At 62.1% G+C, this 18193-nt stretch carries 19 protein-coding genes; 17 read left to right on the top strand and 2 right to left on the bottom strand.

What is annotated here, in order from left to right; genetic code table 11:
* Window positions 1–7: 7 nt before the first annotated feature.
* The 12 genes from F1002_RS11300 to F1002_RS11245 all read left to right on the top strand — a co-directional run bounded on the left by F1002_RS11300 (window position 8) and on the right by F1002_RS11245 (window position 10563).
* Window positions 8–1276, top strand: a complete 1269-nt coding sequence (locus tag F1002_RS11300) for a cell division protein ZipA C-terminal FtsZ-binding domain-containing protein (RefSeq protein WP_150429121.1) — start codon at window positions 8–10, stop codon at window positions 1274–1276.
* Window positions 1276–3663 (top strand): NAD-dependent DNA ligase LigA, encoded by a 2388-nt coding sequence (ligA, locus tag F1002_RS11295; protein ID WP_150429120.1) that lies wholly within the window; start codon window positions 1276–1278, stop codon window positions 3661–3663. The genes F1002_RS11300 and ligA overlap by 1 nt, the downstream gene beginning before the upstream one ends.
* On the top strand, window positions 3660–4529 hold the full coding sequence (galU, locus tag F1002_RS11290) for a UTP--glucose-1-phosphate uridylyltransferase GalU (RefSeq protein ID WP_150429119.1): 870 nt from the start codon (window positions 3660–3662) through the stop codon (window positions 4527–4529). The genes ligA and galU overlap by 4 nt, the downstream gene beginning before the upstream one ends.
* Window positions 4530–5078, top strand: coding sequence for a hypoxanthine-guanine phosphoribosyltransferase (locus F1002_RS11285; protein ID WP_150429118.1), 549 nt, complete (start codon window positions 4530–4532; stop codon window positions 5076–5078).
* Window positions 5075–5779 carry a bifunctional 2-polyprenyl-6-hydroxyphenol methylase/3-demethylubiquinol 3-O-methyltransferase UbiG gene (locus F1002_RS11280; RefSeq protein ID WP_150429117.1) on the top strand — a complete coding sequence of 235 codons (705 nt, stop codon included), beginning with the start codon at window positions 5075–5077 and terminating at the stop codon, window positions 5777–5779. The genes F1002_RS11285 and F1002_RS11280 overlap by 4 nt, the downstream gene beginning before the upstream one ends.
* A gap of 1 nt (window position 5780) precedes the next feature.
* The gene (locus F1002_RS11275) at window positions 5781–6551 is read left to right on the top strand and encodes an S-methyl-5'-thioinosine phosphorylase (RefSeq protein WP_150429116.1); all 771 of its coding nucleotides are present in this window, start codon (window positions 5781–5783) and stop codon (window positions 6549–6551) included.
* A gap of 147 nt (window positions 6552–6698) precedes the next feature.
* Window positions 6699–6938, top strand: a complete 240-nt coding sequence (locus F1002_RS11270; RefSeq protein WP_150429115.1) for a hypothetical protein — start codon at window positions 6699–6701, stop codon at window positions 6936–6938.
* Between the two features lie 15 nt (window positions 6939–6953).
* Window positions 6954–7136, top strand: a complete 183-nt coding sequence (locus tag F1002_RS11265; protein WP_150429114.1) for a hypothetical protein — start codon at window positions 6954–6956, stop codon at window positions 7134–7136.
* On the top strand, window positions 7133–7744 hold the full coding sequence (locus F1002_RS11260) for a paraquat-inducible protein A (protein ID WP_223879553.1): 612 nt from the start codon (window positions 7133–7135) through the stop codon (window positions 7742–7744). The genes F1002_RS11265 and F1002_RS11260 overlap by 4 nt, the downstream gene beginning before the upstream one ends.
* Complete coding sequence (locus F1002_RS11255; RefSeq protein ID WP_150429113.1) at window positions 7741–8397, top strand: paraquat-inducible protein A; 657 nt, start codon at window positions 7741–7743, stop codon at window positions 8395–8397. Before F1002_RS11260 ends, F1002_RS11255 begins: the two co-directional genes overlap by 4 nt.
* Window positions 8369–9976 carry an intermembrane transport protein PqiB gene (locus tag F1002_RS11250; RefSeq protein ID WP_150429112.1) on the top strand — a complete coding sequence of 536 codons (1608 nt, stop codon included), beginning with the start codon at window positions 8369–8371 and terminating at the stop codon, window positions 9974–9976. Before F1002_RS11255 ends, F1002_RS11250 begins: the two co-directional genes overlap by 29 nt.
* On the top strand, window positions 9973–10563 hold the full coding sequence (locus tag F1002_RS11245) for a membrane integrity-associated transporter subunit PqiC (RefSeq protein WP_150429111.1): 591 nt from the start codon (window positions 9973–9975) through the stop codon (window positions 10561–10563). The genes F1002_RS11250 and F1002_RS11245 overlap by 4 nt, the downstream gene beginning before the upstream one ends.
* A 34-nt stretch (window positions 10564–10597) precedes the next feature.
* Here F1002_RS11245 and F1002_RS11240 read toward each other — a convergent pair whose 3' ends face one another.
* Together F1002_RS11240 and map are read right to left on the bottom strand one after the other, a co-directional pair.
* Window positions 10598–13156 carry a [protein-PII] uridylyltransferase gene (locus F1002_RS11240; RefSeq protein WP_150429110.1) on the bottom strand — a complete coding sequence of 853 codons (2559 nt, stop codon included), beginning with the start codon at window positions 13154–13156 and terminating at the stop codon, window positions 10598–10600.
* Window positions 13156–13956: a type I methionyl aminopeptidase gene (gene map, locus F1002_RS11235; protein WP_150429109.1), complete on the bottom strand. Its 801-nt coding sequence runs from the start codon at window positions 13954–13956 to the stop codon at window positions 13156–13158. The genes F1002_RS11240 and map overlap by 1 nt, the downstream gene beginning before the upstream one ends.
* Window positions 13957–14070: 114 nt before the next feature.
* On the opposite strand from map, the gene rfbD reads away from it, so the two are divergent.
* The 5 genes from rfbD (at window position 14071) to frr (ending at window position 18180) form a co-directional block, all read left to right on the top strand.
* Window positions 14071–14982 (top strand): dTDP-4-dehydrorhamnose reductase, encoded by a 912-nt coding sequence (rfbD, locus tag F1002_RS11230; protein WP_150429284.1) that lies wholly within the window; start codon window positions 14071–14073, stop codon window positions 14980–14982.
* Window positions 14983–15173: 191 nt separating this feature from the next.
* Entirely contained in the window at window positions 15174–15920 is a 747-nt protein-coding gene (gene rpsB, locus F1002_RS11225) for a 30S ribosomal protein S2 (protein ID WP_150429108.1), read from the top strand.
* A gap of 60 nt (window positions 15921–15980) precedes the next feature.
* Window positions 15981–16880: a translation elongation factor Ts gene (gene tsf, locus F1002_RS11220; RefSeq protein WP_150429107.1), complete on the top strand. Its 900-nt coding sequence runs from the start codon at window positions 15981–15983 to the stop codon at window positions 16878–16880.
* 15 nt (window positions 16881–16895) lie between these two features.
* Window positions 16896–17612, top strand: coding sequence for a UMP kinase (pyrH, locus tag F1002_RS11215; protein WP_150429106.1), 717 nt, complete (start codon window positions 16896–16898; stop codon window positions 17610–17612).
* Window positions 17613–17622: 10 nt separating this feature from the next.
* The gene (frr, locus tag F1002_RS11210; RefSeq protein WP_150429105.1) at window positions 17623–18180 is read left to right on the top strand and encodes a ribosome recycling factor; all 558 of its coding nucleotides are present in this window, start codon (window positions 17623–17625) and stop codon (window positions 18178–18180) included.
* Window positions 18181–18193 lie beyond the last annotated feature (13 nt).

The raw sequence follows: 18193 nt of genomic DNA, 5'->3' as shown, positions 1-18193 counted from the left end.
GATCGAGATGACCGAATTGCAGATGGGTTTGATTGGCCTGGGCGTTGCCGCGGTGGCGGGCGTGTTTGGCTACAACAAGTGGCAGGAATTCCGGCAGCGCAAGATTGCCGAGGCGATCATGAAGCCGCAGCACGACGATGTGCTGCTCGCCAGGAGCGCCAAGGCGGAGCAGGCGTCGCCGGCAGCCCAACCCACGGCGCGCAGCGAGCCGGAAATCAGGATCGACGAACCGGAGACCGCGACGCCGGCCGCGCGAGTCGAACCGATGTTCATCGATCCGACGCCGACGGAACCGTGTGACGACATGCTGCAAGCTTCGGCGGCGGATCCGATGCCCGAGCCCCCGGTGATCGATACCCCGGCCGAAACGGTCGTCGTGCCGCCTGCGCCTGTCGCCGCCGAGCCTGCCGCACCGGTCGAGGTCATCCAGGAAGTGGACGCCGGCGACGTGCCCGCCGAACTGCTCGACTCCCGCCTTGAATACATCGTGGCCATGGAGTTGGTCGAGCCGGTGTCGTCGCTCCAGATCCTGCATTCCCAGCGTTCGGCACTGCAGCGTTTGAACAAGCCAGTTCTTTGGGTCGGCTTCAACGAGAAGGCCCGCGAATGGCAGCGTCTTTCGCCGGACAGCGAACTCGATGTGCGTCGCCTGCGTGTCGGACTGCAGCTGGTCAATCGTCTCGGTCCCGTCTCCGAAGGCGATATGGTGATTTTCAGCAACGCCATGCAGGCGCTGGCCGATGAGCTGATGGCGGTGGCCGACTTGCCGCCGTCGCGCGTGCTCGATCAGGCTGCTGAAATTGATCGCTTCTGCGCCGCCGTCGATCTGGAAATAGGCCTGAACCTGGTCAGCCGCGGGGCTGCCTTTCCGGGAACCAAGATTCGCGCCCTTTCCGAGGCTGCCGGCATGGTGCTTGGCGTCGATGGTCTGTTTACGCGCTACGACGATGCGGGCCGTGCCCAGTTCAGCCTGCAGAATTTCGAGAGCACGCCATTCTCAGCCGAGGCCTTGCGTGGCATGACCACGCATGGCCTGACCTTCCTGCTTGACGTGCCGCGCGTCGATCATGGCGAACGCGTGTTCATGCAGATGGGGGAGGTTGCCAAGCGCTTTGCCGATACCTTGCACGGGGCGCTGGTCGATGACAATCGCCAGCCGTTGTCCGATTCGCAACTGGACCATATTCGTCGCGAATTCATCGGCAAGCCGCAGGCCACGATGGCCGGCTTCGGTCTGGCCGCCGGTTCGCCCCAGGCGCTACGGCTGTTTTCCTGATGGCGGCACCGCTTGCGGCAGCCGAGCGGGCAGCCTGGCTGCGCGCCGAACTGGAACGGCACAATCACGCCTACTACGTCCTCGATGCGCCGACCATTCCGGACGCCGAGTACGACAGCCTGTTCGGCGAGCTGCAGGAACTCGAGCGGCAATACCCGGTCCTGCAGGGGGCGGATTCGCCCACCTTGCGCGTCGGTGGTATGCCGCTGCCGGAATTCGCTTCGGTTCGGCATGAAGTGCCGATGCTGTCGATCCAGACTGAAACCGATACGCAGGCAAGCGGAGCGGGCAATTTCGATGCACGGGTACGGCGCGAACTCGAGTTGCCGGAGTCGGCGCCACCCATTGAGTATGCGGCAGAACTGAAATTTGACGGCCTCGCCGTCAGCCTGCGTTATGAACAGGGCGTTTTCGTGCGGGGAGCGACGCGTGGCGACGGTTCGACCGGCGAGGACGTGACGCAGAACCTGCGCACCTTGCGGCAGATTCCCCTGCGTCTCGACGGCGATGTGCCGCCGGTGCTCGAGGTGCGTGGCGAGGTCTATATGCGGCGCGACGATCTGGCTCGATACAACGCCCTGGCCGAGTCACGCGGTGACAAAACACTGGTCAATCCGCGCAATGCGGCGGCCGGCAGCATTCGCCAGCTCGACCCCGCCATCGCCGCGAGCCGGCCGCTGCGCTTTTTCGCCTATGGGGTTGGGGCTGTCGAAGGCTGGGACATGCCGCAGACCCACGCTGGCGTACTCGATGCGCTGGCCGCTTTCGGTCTGCCGGTCTGCGAACACCGAGCCGTGCTGTGCGGGGCGGATGCGTTGGCGGATTTTCATCGCCGCGTGGCGGCCATGCGTGACAGCCTGGGGTTCGATATCGACGGCGTCGTCTACAAGGTCAATAGCCTGGCCTTGCAGCGTCGCCTGGGCTTTCGCACCCGCGAACCGCGCTGGGCGGTGGCCCACAAATACCCGCCGCAAGAGGCACGGACCGTGGTCGAGGCCATCGATATCCAGGTTGGCCGGACCGGCGCGCTGACACCGGTAGCCCGTCTGGCACCGGTTTTCGTCGGCGGCGTCACGGTGACCAACGCGACGCTGCACAATGCCGACGAGGTTGCGCGCAAGGGCGGACTTTGCGTCGGCGATACGGTGATCGTGCGGCGCGCCGGCGACGTGATTCCCGAAGTGGTCGGCGTCGTTGCCGAGCGGCGACCGGCTGCCGCCCGGCCTTTCACGATGCCGGACGCTTGCCCGGTGTGCGGCGCCCACGTCGTCCGCGAGCCGGGCGAGGCGGTCACCCGCTGCTCGGGCGGTTTTTCCTGCAGCGCCCAGCGTATCCAGGCCATCCTGCACTTTGCCAGCCGGCGAATGATGGATATCGACGGTCTGGGCGAGCGCTATGTCGAGCGCCTGGTCGAGTTCGGCTATGTTCATGGGGTTGCCGATCTCTACCGGCTGACGCTGGACGACCTGCTGGAAATGAAGCGCCGGGCCGACGAGCGCGACGGGACGGTGCCGGAAACGGCGAAGGCCGGCCAGGTGCCGACGCGCTGGGCGGAGAACCTGCTGGAGGGCATCGCCGCCAGTCGGCGGCCGAGCCTGGCCCGGCTGCTTTTTGCCCTGGGAATTCGCCATGTCGGCGAATCGACCGCCAAGACTCTGGCCGACTGGCTGGGTAGCGTCGAGCGCGTGCGCCGGGCACCGGCGCCGCTGCTGGCGGTATTGCCGGACATCGGCGCAACGGTGGCGACGGCCATTGCCGATTTTTTTGCCGAAGAGCGCAACGCGCGCGCGGTGGACGATCTGCTGTGCCCGGAAGTCGGCGTGGCGCCTGCCGACGAGCATCCGCCGCACCCCGGCCTGGGCGAAAAACTGGCCTGGCGCGAACTTTATGCCGCGCTCGGCGTGCATCGCCTGACGCCCGTGCGAGCCAGACAATTGGCGGCCGTGGTCGACGGGGATACGCTGGCGGCAGAGGGAATCGATACGGCGGCTTTGTCGAGCGCCGGCATTTCCGGGGATGTCATCGATGCCTTGGCTGGATGGTTGAAAGAGCAAGGCAACCGCGGCTTGCTGGCGGCGCTGGCACGGCGTCGCAGCGAATTGCTGTCGGCCTTGCCGGCGACCCCGGCGGGGGGCGTGGCGGAGGCGCTTCTGGCCGGCAAGACCTTCGTGCTGACCGGCACCTTGCCGACCCTGAAACGCGACGAGGCGAAGGATTTGATCGAGGCAGCCGGCGGCAAGGTGGCCGGCTCAGTGTCGAAGAAGACGAATTATGTGGTGGCCGGCGAGGAAGCCGGCTCGAAGCTGGAAAAAGCCGTCGAACTGGGTGTTGCCGTGATCGATGAAGCGCAATTGAAAAAAATGCTTGAAGAGGGAGTCGAACCATGAAAAGAGTAAGAAAAGCGGTGTTTCCCGTCGCCGGTATGGGGACCCGTTTCCTGCCTGCCACCAAGGCCAGCCCCAAGGAGATGTTGCCCATTGTCGACAAGCCCTTGATCCAGTATGCCGTCGAAGAGGCGGTTGCCGCCGGCATTACGGACATGGTTTTCGTGACCGGGCGCTCGAAGCGGGCCATCGAGGATCATTTCGACAAGGCCTACGAGCTGGAAAGCGAACTGGAAGCGCGCGGCAAGAACGAGATGCTCGACTTCGTGCGCAACATGATCCCCAAGAACATCAACTGCATTTATATCCGTCAGGCCGAGGCGCTCGGTCTGGGGCATGCCGTGCTGTGCGCCAAGCCGGTGATCGGCGACGAGCCTTTCGCAGTCCTGCTCGCCGACGACCTGCTCGACGGCACGCCGCCCGTCATGAAGCAGATGACCGATACCTACGATTACTACCGTTGCTCGGTGCTGGGCGTGCAGGATGTGCCGCGCAGCGATACCAAGAGCTACGGCATCGTCGATGCGCGTCCGGTCGCCGAACGGGTGGAGCAGATCAACGCCATCGTCGAGAAGCCGAAGCCCGAGGAGGCACCGTCCACGCTCGCCGTCGTCGGCCGCTACATCCTGACGCCGCGTATCTTCCATCACCTGGAAAACATCAAGCCCGGCGCCGGGGGCGAAATCCAGCTGACCGATGGCATTGCCTCGCTGCTCAGCGAAGAGCAGGTTCTCGCCTATCGCTATCAGGGTACGCGTTACGATTGCGGTTCCAAGCTGGGTTACCTGCAAGCGACGGTGGTCTTCGGCCAGCGCCACCCCGAGGTCGGCCCGGCTTTCGACGCGTATCTGAAGAGCCTGGAGCGCTGAATGGACCTGCAAAAAGCCAGAACGATGCTGGAAAACGCCGAAGTCATCCACGACGAAGCGACGGTACAGCGTGCGGTTGATGAAGTGGCGGCGGCGATCTGCGCGCGTTTATCCGACAAGTATCCGCTGGTCCTGTGCGTGATGACCGGCGGCATCGTGTTCTGCGGCCAGTTGATGACCCGGCTGGGTTTCCCGATGGATTTCGACTACCTGCATGCGACGCGCTACGGTCCGGAAACGCAGGGCGGCAAGATTTCCTGGCGCACGGCGCCGTGGACTTCGGTCAAGGGACGATCCGTCCTCGTTGTCGACGACATCCTCGATGAGGGGGTGACCCTGGCTGCGGTCAAGGAAAGCCTGACCCGCATGGGCGCGGCGGAGGTTCTGACGGCCGTTTTCGCCGACAAGGCCAATGGCAAGAAGAAACCGATCAGCGCCGATTTTGTCGGCCTGAGCGTTCCCGATCGTTTCGTGTTCGGTTATGGCATGGATGCCGGGGGTGTCTGGCGTAACCTGCCGGCTGTCTATGCCATGAAGGATGCGGTGTGAGCGGCAAGAGCGTCGCTGAATTCCTGGCCTATTGGGAAGCCGAAGGCCAGGCCTGTGTGCGACGCGGAGATTACGACTGGATGGCCGCCCAGCTGCCTGGCCGGCGGGTTTTGGAAATCGGTTGCGGGGTCGGTTATTCGACGGCGGCACTGATCGCCCGTGGTCTCGCCGTGCTGGCGCTGGATTCGCTACCCGAATGCCTGGCGGCGACACGGGGACGCACATCGTCCAACGAACTCACCTTGATGGAGGCCGACTTGTCGGCCCTGTCCGACAGCCAGAAGGACGATATCGCGCAGTTCCTGCCCGATACGGTCGTCTGCTGGCTGATGGGGGCGCCGGCCGAGGTAACCGGCGCGACGCCGAGCGCGGCGGGGCAGCAGGCTGTGGCCGCTTATCGCGAAAGGATGCATCGTCTGGTGGCCGAACTGGCTGCCGGGTTGCCGACGGTACGCTATCTGCACTTCGTCGATCGAACGGCCATTGCCTGGCAGGCCAAGGATATCGGGCGCGACACGCTGGTTCGCTATCACAATGACAAAACCTTGGGCGGACTGCCGTTCGCAGGCGAGCGGCGTCTTGCGCTGTATCGAAAAATCGAGGAGGGCGCCGCCGGCGTGGCGCTTCTCCGCAAACCGCACCCCTCGCTGAAGAGCGTGGTGCCGACGCTGGCTTCGTTGCTGGCGGAAAGGAAGAAATAACATGTTGGCAATCATTGGTGGCAGCGGACTGACCACGCTGTCCAATCTCGACGTTTCGCATCGGGAAGTCGTGCGCACGCCGTACGGGGAGGCCTCCGGCGCTTTGGTGTTTGGACAGATCTGCGGCCAGTCGGCGGTTTTCCTGCCGCGCCACGGGTACGGTCACACGATTCCGCCGCATAAGGTCAATTACCGGGCGAATTTGTGGGCCTTGCAGCATCACAAGGTTTCCGGCGTGATTTCAGTGGCATCCGTGGGGGGGATACGGGGCGACCTGCAGCCCGGCGATATCGTCCTGCCGCACCAGATACTCGACTACACCTGGGGGCGAAATTCGACCTTTTTTGACGGTAACGGAACGCCGGTTCACCACGTCGATTTCACCGAGCCCTACGATGCCGAATTGCGTCGGCGGATTCTCGAAGCGGCGCGGGAACTGAGTATCGAGATGAAGCTCGATGCCGTCTATGCGGCAACGCAAGGGCCTCGCCTCGAAACGGCCGCCGAAATCAATCGCCTCGAGCGGGACGGTGCCGATGTGGTGGGCATGACCGGCATGCCGGAAGCGGTGCTGGCGCGCGAACTGGGCTTGCCTTATGCGGCGATCAACGTCGTTGCCAATCATGCGGCGGGTCGCGGCGACAGCGTCAACGGCATCCATTTCGAAAGCCTCGAACATGTCCTGCACGAGGCCATGGGGCGAGTGCGGACCATCATCGAACGCCTGGTCGGCTGCCAGGAGAACTGCCCGCCGATCGGCTTGTCCGTTTAGCCTTTGCGATGTTCCGGCGCACGTCCCGGCGGTGGCAAGCGTTGACGCGGCATCACCGCATAGCCCGGAGCGCCTGGAAGTCACCGGTCATTTTTCTCTATACTGTCAGCGGTGCTTCGGCATCGACACAGCGCGGAGGATCGAACGATGAAGAAAATCATGTTCACCGGTATAAAGCCGGAGGTGACCGTAGAAGCCATCGCCGCGGGCTTGGAGAAAGTCGGGCCGGTGGCCGGCGTCTCCATTATCCGCGACGGTGATCCGCAGGCGCCGGTCGTGATCGTTGAAATGGACATCAGCGACGTGCGGGCCTATCAGTTGACCACCCGGGTAACCGATCTGTGGCACGACGGCCGCATGATCAACGCCACCCTGCTGTTGCATTGATCGGCAGCCGAGCGCGTGCGCTGCCCTGAATTCTCGCCGATCAGCCTTGGCCGGCAGGCGATCTGCCCGTTGGCGCAGCGCTCTGCAGGCTTTGCCCAGGCTCAGTTTGCCTTGCCCGGTGGCGCCCGGGCCAAGGCGCCGGCGGAAAGCCCGTTGAGCGAAACGCGGCGCCGGTGCCAGGCCGAGGTGGCGGGGTGAGTACATTGCCCATCGCCTGTCATGAATGCGATCTGCTCCTGCACAAGGCAGAAGTGCCGGATGCTCGGGGCGTCATGCTGTGCCCGCGCTGCGGCGCCGAGTTGTGCCGGGTCGGCCCGGACAATTTGCAGTTCTTGCTGGCGCTGACTTGTACGGCCTTGATCCTGCTTTTGCTGGCCAACCTGTTTCCCGTCGTCGGCCTGAATATCCAAGGCCATCATGTAGACACGACGGTTTTCGGGGCTGCGCGGCAGTTGTGGCGTGACGACACGCCGATCGTTGCCGGCTTGCTCGTCGCCACGACGGTCCTGGTGCCGCTGGTCGAGTTGTCGGTTCTCGCCTGGTTGCTCTTCCCGCTCTGCTCGGGACGACGGCCGGTCGCTTTCGTGCCGCTTTTCCGCAGCCTGCAGTTGGCGCGTCCGTGGGCGATGGTCGAGGTATTCATCCTCGGCGTATTGGTCTCGCTGGTCAAACTGTCGCACATGGCCGATGTGCTGCTCGGCACCGCCATCTGGTGCTTTGGCGGCTTGATGCTGGTGCTCGCCGTGCTCAGCACGGCCTTCGATCATCGCGCCCTGTGGCAGGCCTGGGAGGAGGCGCGGGTATGAGCTGGGTGACCGCCGCCGACCGGGGCCTCGCCGTATGCGAGGTGTGCGGGAAAGTGGGGGAAATGGCGGAGAATGCCCGTTGCTCACGCTGCCAGGTACGCTTGCACAGCCGCAAGCCGCACAGCATCGAACGAGCCTGGGCCTTGCTACTGGCTGCCTTCGTGCTCTATCTGCCGGCCAATCTGCTGCCGATCATGGAAACGCGCTCCTTGTTCGGCGTGCAGCGCGATACGATCCTCAGCGGCGTGGTTTACCTGTGGGGTTCGGGCTCGTGGGTGCTGGCGATCATCGTATTCATTGCCAGTATCGCCGTGCCGCTGCTCAAATTGTTGTCGCTGAGCCTGATTCTGCTCGGCGTGCAGCGTCGGTCGCCGGAGCAGTCCCTGCAAAGCGCCCGCCTGTATCGGCTGCTCGAACTGATCGGTCGCTGGTCGATGCTCGATGTCTATGTCGTTGCCATACTGGTTGCGCTGGTCCAGGCCCAGTCCCTGGCGACGGTGGCGCCCGGCCCCGGTGTGGTGGCTTTCGCCGCCGTCGTCGTGCTGAGCATGCTGGCCACCATGGCTTTCGACCCTCGTCTGATCTGGGACGCCGGGTCCGCCCAACAACCTTCGGAAAGAACTTGTGAATCCAAGCCAAGCACAACCTCCTGAAGAACTGCCCAATGCCAGGCTCGTCCAGCGCTCGCGCTGGCACTTCGGCGTGATCTGGATCGTTCCGCTGCTCGCCATCCTCGTCGGCATTGGCTTGGCCGTGCAGGCAGTCCGCGCCCGCGGGCCGGAGGTGACGCTGCAATTCGTTGCGGCGGAGGGGCTTGAAGCGAACAAGACCCGCGTCAAATTCAAGGATGTCGCAATCGGGACAGTAACGAGCATCGCGCTGAGCGAGGATCGCAAGTCGGTGCGTGTCGTCGTGCAGATGGACAGGCAGGCGGAAGAGTTGTTGGTGGCGGACAGCCAATTCTGGGTGGTCCGCCCACGCGTCGCGGCGGGCACCATCTCCGGTCTGGCCACCTTGTTGTCAGGGGCCTATATTGCCATCGACCCCGGCAAATCCGGACAAAAGCAGCTGGATTTCATCGGCTTGGAAGTGCCGCCGCTGGTCACTTCCAATACGCCGGGTCGCCAATACGTGTTGACGGCCGACGAACTTGGCTCGCTGGACATCGGCACGCCGGTATATTTCCGGCGCATCCCGGTTGGCCGGGTGGTCGGCTACGCCATGCGCCAGGACGGCAGCGGCGTGGACGTCAGGGTATTCGTCGATTCACCTTACGATGCCTTCGTGACCAAGGCATCACGTTTCTGGCACGCCAGCGGCATGGACGTTTCCTTGAACGCCGATGGCGTCAAGTTCGACATGCAATCGCTGCTCAGCCTGGCCTTGGGTGGCGTCGCCTTTTCGTCGCCGAACGACGAGGACGACCGGCCTGCTCCACGCGCCGAAGCCGAGGCTTTGTTTACGCTGCACGCCGACCAGGCCGCTGCGTCGCGTAAACCGGAAACGCGGGTCGAGAAATATGTGCTCCTCTTCAACGAATCAGTGCGCGGCCTGACCGTGGGGGCGCCGGTCGATTTCCGTGGCTTGGTGGCTGGCGAGGTGTCGCGCATCGACCTCAACTTCGACAAGAAAAAGGCCGATTTCTACATGCAAGTCGAACTGAGCATGTATCCCGATCGTTTTGCGCCGCCGACCAGCAACAATGGGGGAGGGGTGAAGGGAGAGCCGATACGGGAGGAGATCATCGATCGCATGGTGGCGCGCGGCTTCCGCGCCCAGTTGCGCACCGGCAACTTGCTGACCGGCCAGCGCTACGTCGCGCTTGATTTCTTCAACAACGCCAAGCCGGCCCGCGTGGACTGGAGCCGGCGGCGGCCTGAGTTGCCGGTGCAGCCGGGTACCTTGGATTCGATGCAGGACCAGCTGCTGACCGTCGTCGAAACGCTGCGTACGACCTTGCAGCATGTCGATCAACTGATCGTCAAAGTCGACCGCGAAGTGGCGCCCGAGTTGACGAACACCCTGCGCGATGCGCGCAAGACGCTGGATAGCGCCGATCGCATGCTTGGCTCGGCGGACAAACTGATGGTCAACGACGCGCCCTTGCAACTGGAAATGCGCGATGCCTTGCGTGAAGTCGGCAAGGCGGCGACCGCCGTGCGCAATCTGGCCGATTTGCTGGAGCGCCAGCCGGAGGCCCTGCTGAAGGGCAAGAAGGGAGAGGACAATTGAAGCTTGAGCGCATCGCCTTGGCCGCTGGCATGCTGGCCCTCTTGGTCGGCTGCGGCACATCGCCGGCTCCGCGTTATTTCACGCTGGGCGATAGCAGTCTGCTGAGCGTTCCGCAGGGGCAGACACCGAGCATCGTCATCGCGCAGACCAACTTGCCGGAGTTGATCGACCGGCCGCAACTGGTGCTGCGGCAAGCCGACAACCGTGTCCGTATCGACGAGTGGATGCGCTGGGCCGAACCGCTCCGCCGCGATATTCCGCGCGTACTGGCCGACGAATTGGGGCGCCTGCTCGATTCGGGCCGCGTGTTGTCGTTGCCCGTGGACGGCCAGGGCTTCGATGCCGATTTCCGCTTGCTGCTCGACGTCCAGCGCCTGGAAGCGGTCGAAGGGCAGGGCGCACAGGTCGATATCGTGTGGCGCCTGCTTCCGCGGCAGGGAAAGCCTATTTTCGGACGTAGCACGTTACGCGAGAGCAGCGTGTCAAACGAGCCGGAGCAATTGGTGGCCGCTCAGCGGCGCGCCTTGAAGGCGGTGGCCGAGGATATCGCCCGGCAGGTGCGGCTGACGACGGCAAATAAATCCTGAGCCGTGCCGGCGGCGCCATTAACCCGATGCGGGGCTAGATCTTGAGCCGCTCCATCAATTCGGTTTCCAGGCGTATCCGGTTGTTGGTGTCCCGCAGATCGCCGCCGCTGATCAGAAAGACGTCCTCGGCGCGTTCGCCGAGCGTCGTGATCTTGGCGGTCTGCAGGTTGGCTCCATGTTCGGCCAGGGTGTTGGCGACCGTGTAAAGAAGGCCGGGACGGTCGGCGGCAATCAGCGAGAGGATGAAGTGTGTTCCCTTTTCATCGCTGCGGATGCTGACGTCCGGCTTGATCGGGAAATGCTTGACCTGGCGCGAGAGACGACCGGCGGACGGGATGTCGGGCGGTGACTGATGCAGCAGGCGCTGCTCCAGTTCGTGTTCGATGAACGGAACCATTTCGCGTTCGTTTTCCCGATTCTCGACATCGAGGACGACAAAGCTGTCCAGTGCGTAACCATGTGCCGTGGTGTGAATCTTGGCGTCGACGATGCTGTAGCCGGCACGGGCGAAAAAGCCGACGATGCGGGCGAACAGGTCGGGCTGGTCCTGCGTGTAAACCATGACCTGCAGGCCCTGACCTTCCTGATAGGGGCGGGCGCGGACAACGGGCTGGTTGTTGAATATCCGGTAATGCAGCGAACGGGTATGCCAGGCGATTTCCTCGGCGGAATGGCGCAGGAAATAGACGGTATCGAGCTGTTTCCACAGCCGTTCATGCACGGTGTCGGATAGCGCGAAGAAGCGCAGCAGGCGCATCGCCTCAGCCTGCCGGTCGGCAATGACACCGTGCGCTTCCGGAGTCTTGCCCTGCGTGATGTGGTGTTGGGCCTGGTAGTAGAGATCGGCGAGCAGCTTGCCTTTCCAGTGATTCCAGACCTTCGGGCTGGTGCCGCGGATGTCGGCATGGGTCAGCAGGTAGAGCGCCTGCAGGTGGCGCATGTCGCCGACCAGCTTGACGAAGCGGGCTATCACCTCCGGGTCGGTGAGGTCTTCCTTCTGTGCGACCTGCGACATGACCAGATGGTTCCGGACCAGCCAGACCACCAGTTCGGTATCTTCTTCGCTCAGTCCGTGATCGACACAGAATTCGCGGGCATCGACCGTTCCGAGTTCGGAATGGTCTCCTCCCCGTCCCTTGGCGATGTCGTGGAACAGGGCCGCGACATAGAGCAGCCAGGGGCGTTCCAGTTCGCTGACGATACGCGAGCACATCGGGTACTCGTGCGCGAATTCGCTCATCGTGAAGCGGCGGATGTTGCGCATGACCTGCAGGATGTGCTGATCCACAGTGTAGACATGGAAAAGATCATGCTGCATCTGGCCGACGATGCGTCCGAAATTCGGCAGGTAACTGCCCAGTATGTCGAGCTGGTTCATGCGCCGGAACTCGTGCACGATGCCGCGCTCGCTGGTCAGCAGCTTCAGGAAATTCGCCCGGTTGTCCGGATCGGCGCGGAATTCCGGCGTGATCAGGTCGCGTGATCGCCACAGCGCCCTGAGTGTCCGTGTCGTCATGCCGGAGAGCTCATGGCTCTCCTGCATGGCCAGGAAGCAATCCAGAATGGCCGCCGGGGTGCGCTCAAAGAGCTTGTCGTCGCGAATGTCGAGCAGGTTTCCCACCATCTGGAAATTGTCGTCGAGCGGCTGCGGTACGAGATCGATTTCCGGTGTCAGCGCCGCACCGATGTTCTGCACGATCAGGGTATTGAGCACGGTGACCGATTTTGCGTGCCGGTAATACACCTGCATCAGTTGTTCCGACGCGCGCTTCGCTTCGTTCGTGACAAAACCGAATTTCTCGGCCAGGTTGTTCTGGTAGTCGAACAGCAGGCGGTCATCGCGACGGCCGAGCATGAAATGAAGGCGGATGCGCAGGTGTCTCAGATAGTCTTCGCAGGCATCGGTCAGGCGCATGCCTTCTTCGCTGATGACGCCGTTCTGTTGAAGTTCTGCCCAGCTGGAGCCAAGCCCGGCCGCTTTTGCCATCCAGAAGATGACCTGCATGTCGCGCAGGCCGCCGGGAGATTCCTTGCAGTTCGGCTCCAGGCTGTAGGGCGTTTCGTTGAAGCGCAGGTAGCGCTCCTGTTGCTCCAGTCGCTTGGCTTCGAAGAATACCAGCGGGTCGAGGTTGCCGTGCAGGCGCTTCTGGAAGGTGGCGAACAGCTTCGCATTACCGGTCAGCAGGCGGGCTTCGAGCAATGCCGTCTGAACGGTGATGTCGCGCGCCGCTTCATCCAGGCACTCCTGGACGGTACGAACGCTGTGGCCGATCTCCAGACCGATGTCCCAGAAATGTCCGACCAGTTGCTCAAGCTTTTCCTGGGTGGTCTTGCTGACTTCCTGAGGCAGGAGGATCAGCAAATCGATGTCGGAGGCGGGAAAAAGTTCTCCCCGGCCATAGCCGCCAACGGCAGCCAGGGTCATCGAGACGGGAAAGTTGAAGGAGCGCCAGAGCTTTTCCAGGATGACGTCGACCTGGGCGCATCGGTCGCGAAGCAGGGCACGTGCGTCGTGGGTGAGTTCGTATTGTTGCTGAAGCTGCTGCTGGGTGGCCTTGACTTCCGCGCGCAGGGCAGCGACATCGCAGTTCATCAGGCGATCCAATCGGGCTTTGCCCGGCAGGCCGCCGATAGCGTCAGGACTTCGTAACCCGTCTCGGTGACCAGGATGGTGTGTTCCCACTGCGCCGACAGGCTGCGGTCCTTGGTGACGATGGTCCAACCGTCGGCCATTTCGCGAATGGCCGCCTTGCCGGCATTCACCATCGGTTCGATGGTGAAGATCATGCCCGGTTCCAAACGTGGTCCGGTGCCTGCCTTTCCGTAGTGCAGAACCTGCGGGTCTTCATGGAACTTCTTGCCGATGCCGTGCCCGCAGAATTCGCGAACGATGGAGTAGCCGTTCTTTTCGGCATGCTTCTGGATGATGGCGCCAATGTCCCCCAGGAATCCGCCGGGTCGAACTACTGAAATGCCCAGCCACATGCACTCGAAGGTGATCTCGCACAGCCGGTTGGCCTGGATTGAGCCTTCGCCGACCACGAACATGCGGCTGGTGTCGCCGTGGTAATCATCCTTGATGGTCGTGATGTCGAGATTGATGATGTCGCCGTTCTTCAGGACGCGTTCGCCGGGGACGCCGTGGCAAACCTGCTGGTTGACCGAGGTACAGATCGATTTCGGGTAAGGGTCGTAGCCCGACGGGGCATAGTTGAGCGGGGCCGGAATGCAGCCTTGGACATCGACCATGTAGTCGTGACAGAGCTTGTCGAGTTCGTCGGTGGTGATGCCGGCCTTGACGAAGGGTTCGATGTAATCGAGAACCTCTCCGGCGAGACGCCCGGCAATGCGCATTTTTTCGATTTCTTCCGGGGTCTTGATGGTGATACTCATGGTTTTTTTTCGGTACGTTAGGGATAAAGAAGGATAAATGATGGGGCTGGTTTCGCAAAGCGCAAGCCCGTGGAGATGGCATACTGTGCGGGTTTTCAGCCCATCGGGATCATGATGAGGATTCTCCTGCTCGGTAAGGATGGCCAGGTCGGCTGGCAGTTGCAGCGTTCGCTGGCGCCGCATGGCGAGGTTATCGCCTGCGGGCGTGCGCAGTGTGATTTGGCCGACTTGGGGCGTATTCGTTCCATCGTTCGCGAGTTGCGCCCCACCATCATCGTCAATGCGGCGGCGTACACCGCGGTAGACAGGGCCGAGTCCGAGCCGGATCTGGCGCATCGGATCAATGCCGAGGCACCGGGCGTGCTGGCCGAGGAGGCGGCGCGTCTTGGTGCTTTGCTGCTGCATTACTCGACAGATTATATTTTTGACGGTGCCAAGGCGGTGCCCTATGTCGAAGGCGATCTGACCGGGCCGCTGAGTGTCTATGGGCGCACCAAGCTGGAGGGCGAGGCGGCGATACAGGCCGCGGGCGGAAAATCGGTGATTTTCCGCACCAGCTGGGTATTCGGTGCGCGCGGCAACAATTTCGTCAAAACCATCCTTCGCCTGGCGCGCGAGAAAGAGACGCTGAGCGTGGTCGACGACCAGATCGGTTCGCCGACGCCGGCCGCCATGCTGGCGACCGTTACCGGTGTCGGGCTCGCCATGTTGCGCCACGGTGCTGCTCTGGAAGAGGGAGAAAGCCGTCTGTATCACCTGGCGGCGGCACGACCGGTAAGCTGGTGTGAGTTCGCCCGCACCATCGTTGCGCTGGCCGGGCAGGCCCCGGGCTTCGATCTGCGCCTGAGGCCGGAAGCGATCAATGCCATCGGCTCTGCCGACTATCCGACTCCGGCGCGTCGCCCGATGAATTCACGGCTCGACTGCCGTCGCCTGGAAAAGGACTTCGGGTTGCAAATGCCCGACTGGCAGCCCTATCTGGAGCGCATGCTGCAGTTGCTCGCCTTGAAGCAAAATGGTTATTGAGGCTTTTGGCTTCTCCGTTCTCCTGCTATAATCCGCAGGTTTTTCTCGGTCGTTTCGGCTGCGAAAAACGGTTGTCTGCATGGTGCAGGCAACCAAAATCCACACATCCGCCGATTAAGGGTGTCCGTCAAAACTCAATAATGACGGGCGTTTCCGGCGGGTGGCGGTTCAACCCTTAAAAGGAAATTGCTATGTCCGTTACCATGCGCGAAATGCTGGAAGCCGGTGTTCACTTCGGCCACCAGACCCGTTTCTGGTCCCCCAAGATGGCCCCGTACATCTTCGGCGCCCGCAACAAGATTCACATCGTCAACCTCGAAAAGACCCTGGTCAAGTACAACGAAGCCATGGCTTTCGTGAAGAAGCTGGCCTCCAATCGCGGCACCATCCTGTTCGTCGGCACCAAGCGTCAAGCCCGCGAAATCATCGGTGAAGAAGCGCTGCGCGCCGGCGCTCCTTACGTCGACCAGCGCTGGCTGGGTGGCATGCTGACCAACTTCAAGACCGTCAAGACCTCCATCAAGCGCCTGAAGGACATGGAGCTGGCTGTTGAGGCCGGCGAACTCGAGCGCATGCCGAAGAAGGAAGCGCTGACCTTCCGTCGCGAACTGGAAAAGCTGCAGAAATCCATTGGCGGCATCAAGGATATGGGCGGCCTGCCGGATGCCATCTTCGTTGTCGACGTCGGCTATCACAAGATCGCCATCACCGAAGCCGAAAAGCTGGGTATCCCGGTCATCGGTGTGGTCGATACTAACCACTCTCCGGAAGGCGTTTCCTACGTCATCCCGGGTAACGATGACTCTTCCCGCGCCATTCAGCTGTACGCCCGCGGCGTCGCTGATGCCATCCTCGAAGGTCGCAGCCAGGTGGTTGCCGACATCGTGGCAGCCGGCGGTGACGACGAGTTCGTCGAAGTTCAGGAAGCGGCTGAATAAATAAAGATGTAACGGCGGAGCTCAGGCTCCGCCAGTTTTATAAGCTCAGGAGAAAGAAATATGGCGGCAATTACCGCAGGTATGGTTGCAGAGCTGCGCGGCAAGACCGACGCACCGATGATGGAATGCAAGAAGGCGCTGACGGAGGCTGATGGCGACATGGCCAAGGCCGAGGAAATCCTCCGCGTCAAGCTGGGCAACAAAGCCTCCAAGGCCGCGGCCCGTATCGCTGCCGAAGGTATCGTTGCAGTCAGCATCTCTGCCGATGGCAAGACCGGCGCGATCATCGAAGTGAACTCCGAAACCGACTTCGTTGCCAAGAACGACGAATTCATCGCGCTGGCCAATGGCTGTGCCGCACTGGTTGCCAATCAGGGTCCGGCTGATGTCGCCGCTCTGTCTGCCCTGCCGATGGGCGAAGGTACCGTCGAATCGACCCGTTCTGCTCTGGTTGGCAAGATCGGCGAGAACATGTCCATTCGTCGCTTTACCCGCTTCGAAGCCAAGGGCAAGCTGGTTCCCTACATCCACGGTGGTGCCAAGGTTGGTGTCGTGGTCGACGTGATCGGTGGCGACGAGCAGCTTGGCAAGGATTTGGCCATGCACATCGCTGCTTCCAAGCCGAAGGCCCTGGATGCTTCCGGTGTTTCCGCCGAACTGCTCGACACCGAGCGTCGTGTCGCCATCGAGAAGGCGCGCGCCGACAACAAGCCGGAAGCCATGCTGGAAAAGATCGCCGAAGGTACCGTCCAGAAGTACCTGAAGGACGTCACCCTTTTGGCGCAAGTCTTCGTCAAGGCTGAAGACGGCAAGCAAACCATCGAACAGCTGCTGAAGGCCAAGGGCGCATCCGTCGCCGGCTTCACACTGTACATGGTTGGTGAAGGCATCGAGAAGAAGGTTGACGACTTCGCTGCCGAAGTGGCCGCCCAGGCTGCTGCTGCCGCTGCCAAGAAGTAATTGAAAGGAAAGCCGATGACCACACCCAAATACAAGCGCATCCTCCTGAAACTCTCCGGCGAGGCCCTGATGGGCAATGACGCCTACGGCATCAATCCGCAGACCATCGCGGCGATTTGCGGGGAGATCAAGGCGGTCGCCGATCTGGGCGTAGAAATCGGTGTCGTGATCGGCGGTGGCAACATCTTCCGTGGCATGGCCGGTACGGCCACCGGGATGGATCGCGCTACCGCGGATTACATGGGCATGCTCGCCACGGTGATGAACGCCATGGCACTGTCCGACGCGATGCGTCAATGCGGCCTGAATGCCCGTGTGCAGTCGGCCCTGAATATCGAGCAGGTGATCGAGCCGTACATTCGCGGCAAGGCCATCCGCTACCTCGAAGAAGGTAAGATCGTGATCTTCGGTGCCGGAACCGGCAACCCCTTCTTCACCACCGATACTGCTGCAGCACTGCGCGGTTCGGAAATCGGCGCCGAAATCGTGTTGAAGGCGACCAAGGTCGATGGTATCTACACGGCTGATCCCAAGAAGGATCCTTCGGCGACGCGCTATGACAAGATCAGCTTCAATGAAGCGATCTCGAAGAATCTCGCGGTCATGGATGCGACGGCTTTTGCCTTGTGTCGCGACCAGAAACTGCCGATCAACGTGTTTTCGATCTTCACGGCCGGCGCGCTGAAGCGCGTGGTCTGTGGTGAAGACGAAGGCACGCTGGTCTATTGCTGAGGAGAGCCAAATGATTGCAGAACTGAAGAAAAACGCCGAAAACAAGATGCAGAAATCGCTGGAGGCGTTGAAGAACGACCTCCTGAAGGTTCGCACTGGCCGTGCTCACACCGGCCTGCTCGATCATGTTCAGGTCGACTACTACGGTTCCATGGTGCCGGTGAACCAGGTCGCCAACATCACCCTGGTCGATGCCCGCACCATCGGCGTCCAGCCGTGGGAAAAGAATATGGCGCAGAAGGTCGAGAAGGCGATTCGCGACTCCGATCTTGGCCTTAATCCTGCTTCACAGGGCGAACTGATCCGCGTGCCGATGCCGGCTCTGACCGAAGAGCGGCGCAAGGAAATGATCAAGGTCGTCAAGCATGAAGGCGAGGGCGCCAAGGTTGCCATCCGCAACCTGCGTCGCGACGCCAACACCCATCTCAAGGATGCGCTGAAGAAGGGCGAAATTCCTGAGGACGACGAGCGCAAGGCGCAGGATGACATCCAGAAGCTGACCGACAAGTTCATCGTTGAAGTCGACAAGATGCTCGCCACGAAAGAGGCCGAGCTGATGCAGGTTTAAGCGGTTTCTGTCT

Origin of the sequence: Dechloromonas sp. CZR5, from assembly GCF_008711155.1 — a bacterium.
Classification (GTDB): domain Bacteria; phylum Pseudomonadota; class Gammaproteobacteria; order Burkholderiales; family Rhodocyclaceae; genus Azonexus.
Note: the sequence above shows the minus strand (reverse complement) of the source record. Positions and strands in the feature narration are given on the sequence as shown.

What these genes read in the sequence shown, in the direction of transcription:
- F1002_RS11240 (WP_150429110.1), bottom strand. Translation starts at nt 13,156, where the DNA reads ATGAACTGCGATGTCGCTGCCCTGCGCGCGGAAGTCAAGGCCACCCAG.
- pyrH (WP_150429106.1), top strand. Translation starts at nt 16,896, where the DNA reads ATGACCACACCCAAATACAAGCGCATCCTCCTGAAACTCTCCGGCGAG.
- F1002_RS11275 (WP_150429116.1), top strand. Translation starts at nt 5,781, where the DNA reads ATGTTGGCAATCATTGGTGGCAGCGGACTGACCACGCTGTCCAATCTC.
- F1002_RS11255 (WP_150429113.1), top strand. Translation starts at nt 7,741, where the DNA reads ATGAGCTGGGTGACCGCCGCCGACCGGGGCCTCGCCGTATGCGAGGTG.
- rfbD (WP_150429284.1), top strand. Translation starts at nt 14,071, where the DNA reads ATGAGGATTCTCCTGCTCGGTAAGGATGGCCAGGTCGGCTGGCAGTTG.
- F1002_RS11300 (WP_150429121.1), top strand. Translation starts at nt 8, where the DNA reads ATGACCGAATTGCAGATGGGTTTGATTGGCCTGGGCGTTGCCGCGGTG.
- tsf (WP_150429107.1), top strand. Translation starts at nt 15,981, where the DNA reads ATGGCGGCAATTACCGCAGGTATGGTTGCAGAGCTGCGCGGCAAGACC.
- F1002_RS11270 (WP_150429115.1), top strand. Translation starts at nt 6,699, where the DNA reads ATGAAGAAAATCATGTTCACCGGTATAAAGCCGGAGGTGACCGTAGAA.
- frr (WP_150429105.1), top strand. Translation starts at nt 17,623, where the DNA reads ATGATTGCAGAACTGAAGAAAAACGCCGAAAACAAGATGCAGAAATCG.
- rpsB (WP_150429108.1), top strand. Translation starts at nt 15,174, where the DNA reads ATGTCCGTTACCATGCGCGAAATGCTGGAAGCCGGTGTTCACTTCGGC.
- map (WP_150429109.1), bottom strand. Translation starts at nt 13,956, where the DNA reads ATGAGTATCACCATCAAGACCCCGGAAGAAATCGAAAAAATGCGCATT.
- ligA (WP_150429120.1), top strand. Translation starts at nt 1,276, where the DNA reads ATGGCGGCACCGCTTGCGGCAGCCGAGCGGGCAGCCTGGCTGCGCGCC.
- F1002_RS11285 (WP_150429118.1), top strand. Translation starts at nt 4,530, where the DNA reads ATGGACCTGCAAAAAGCCAGAACGATGCTGGAAAACGCCGAAGTCATC.
- galU (WP_150429119.1), top strand. Translation starts at nt 3,660, where the DNA reads ATGAAAAGAGTAAGAAAAGCGGTGTTTCCCGTCGCCGGTATGGGGACC.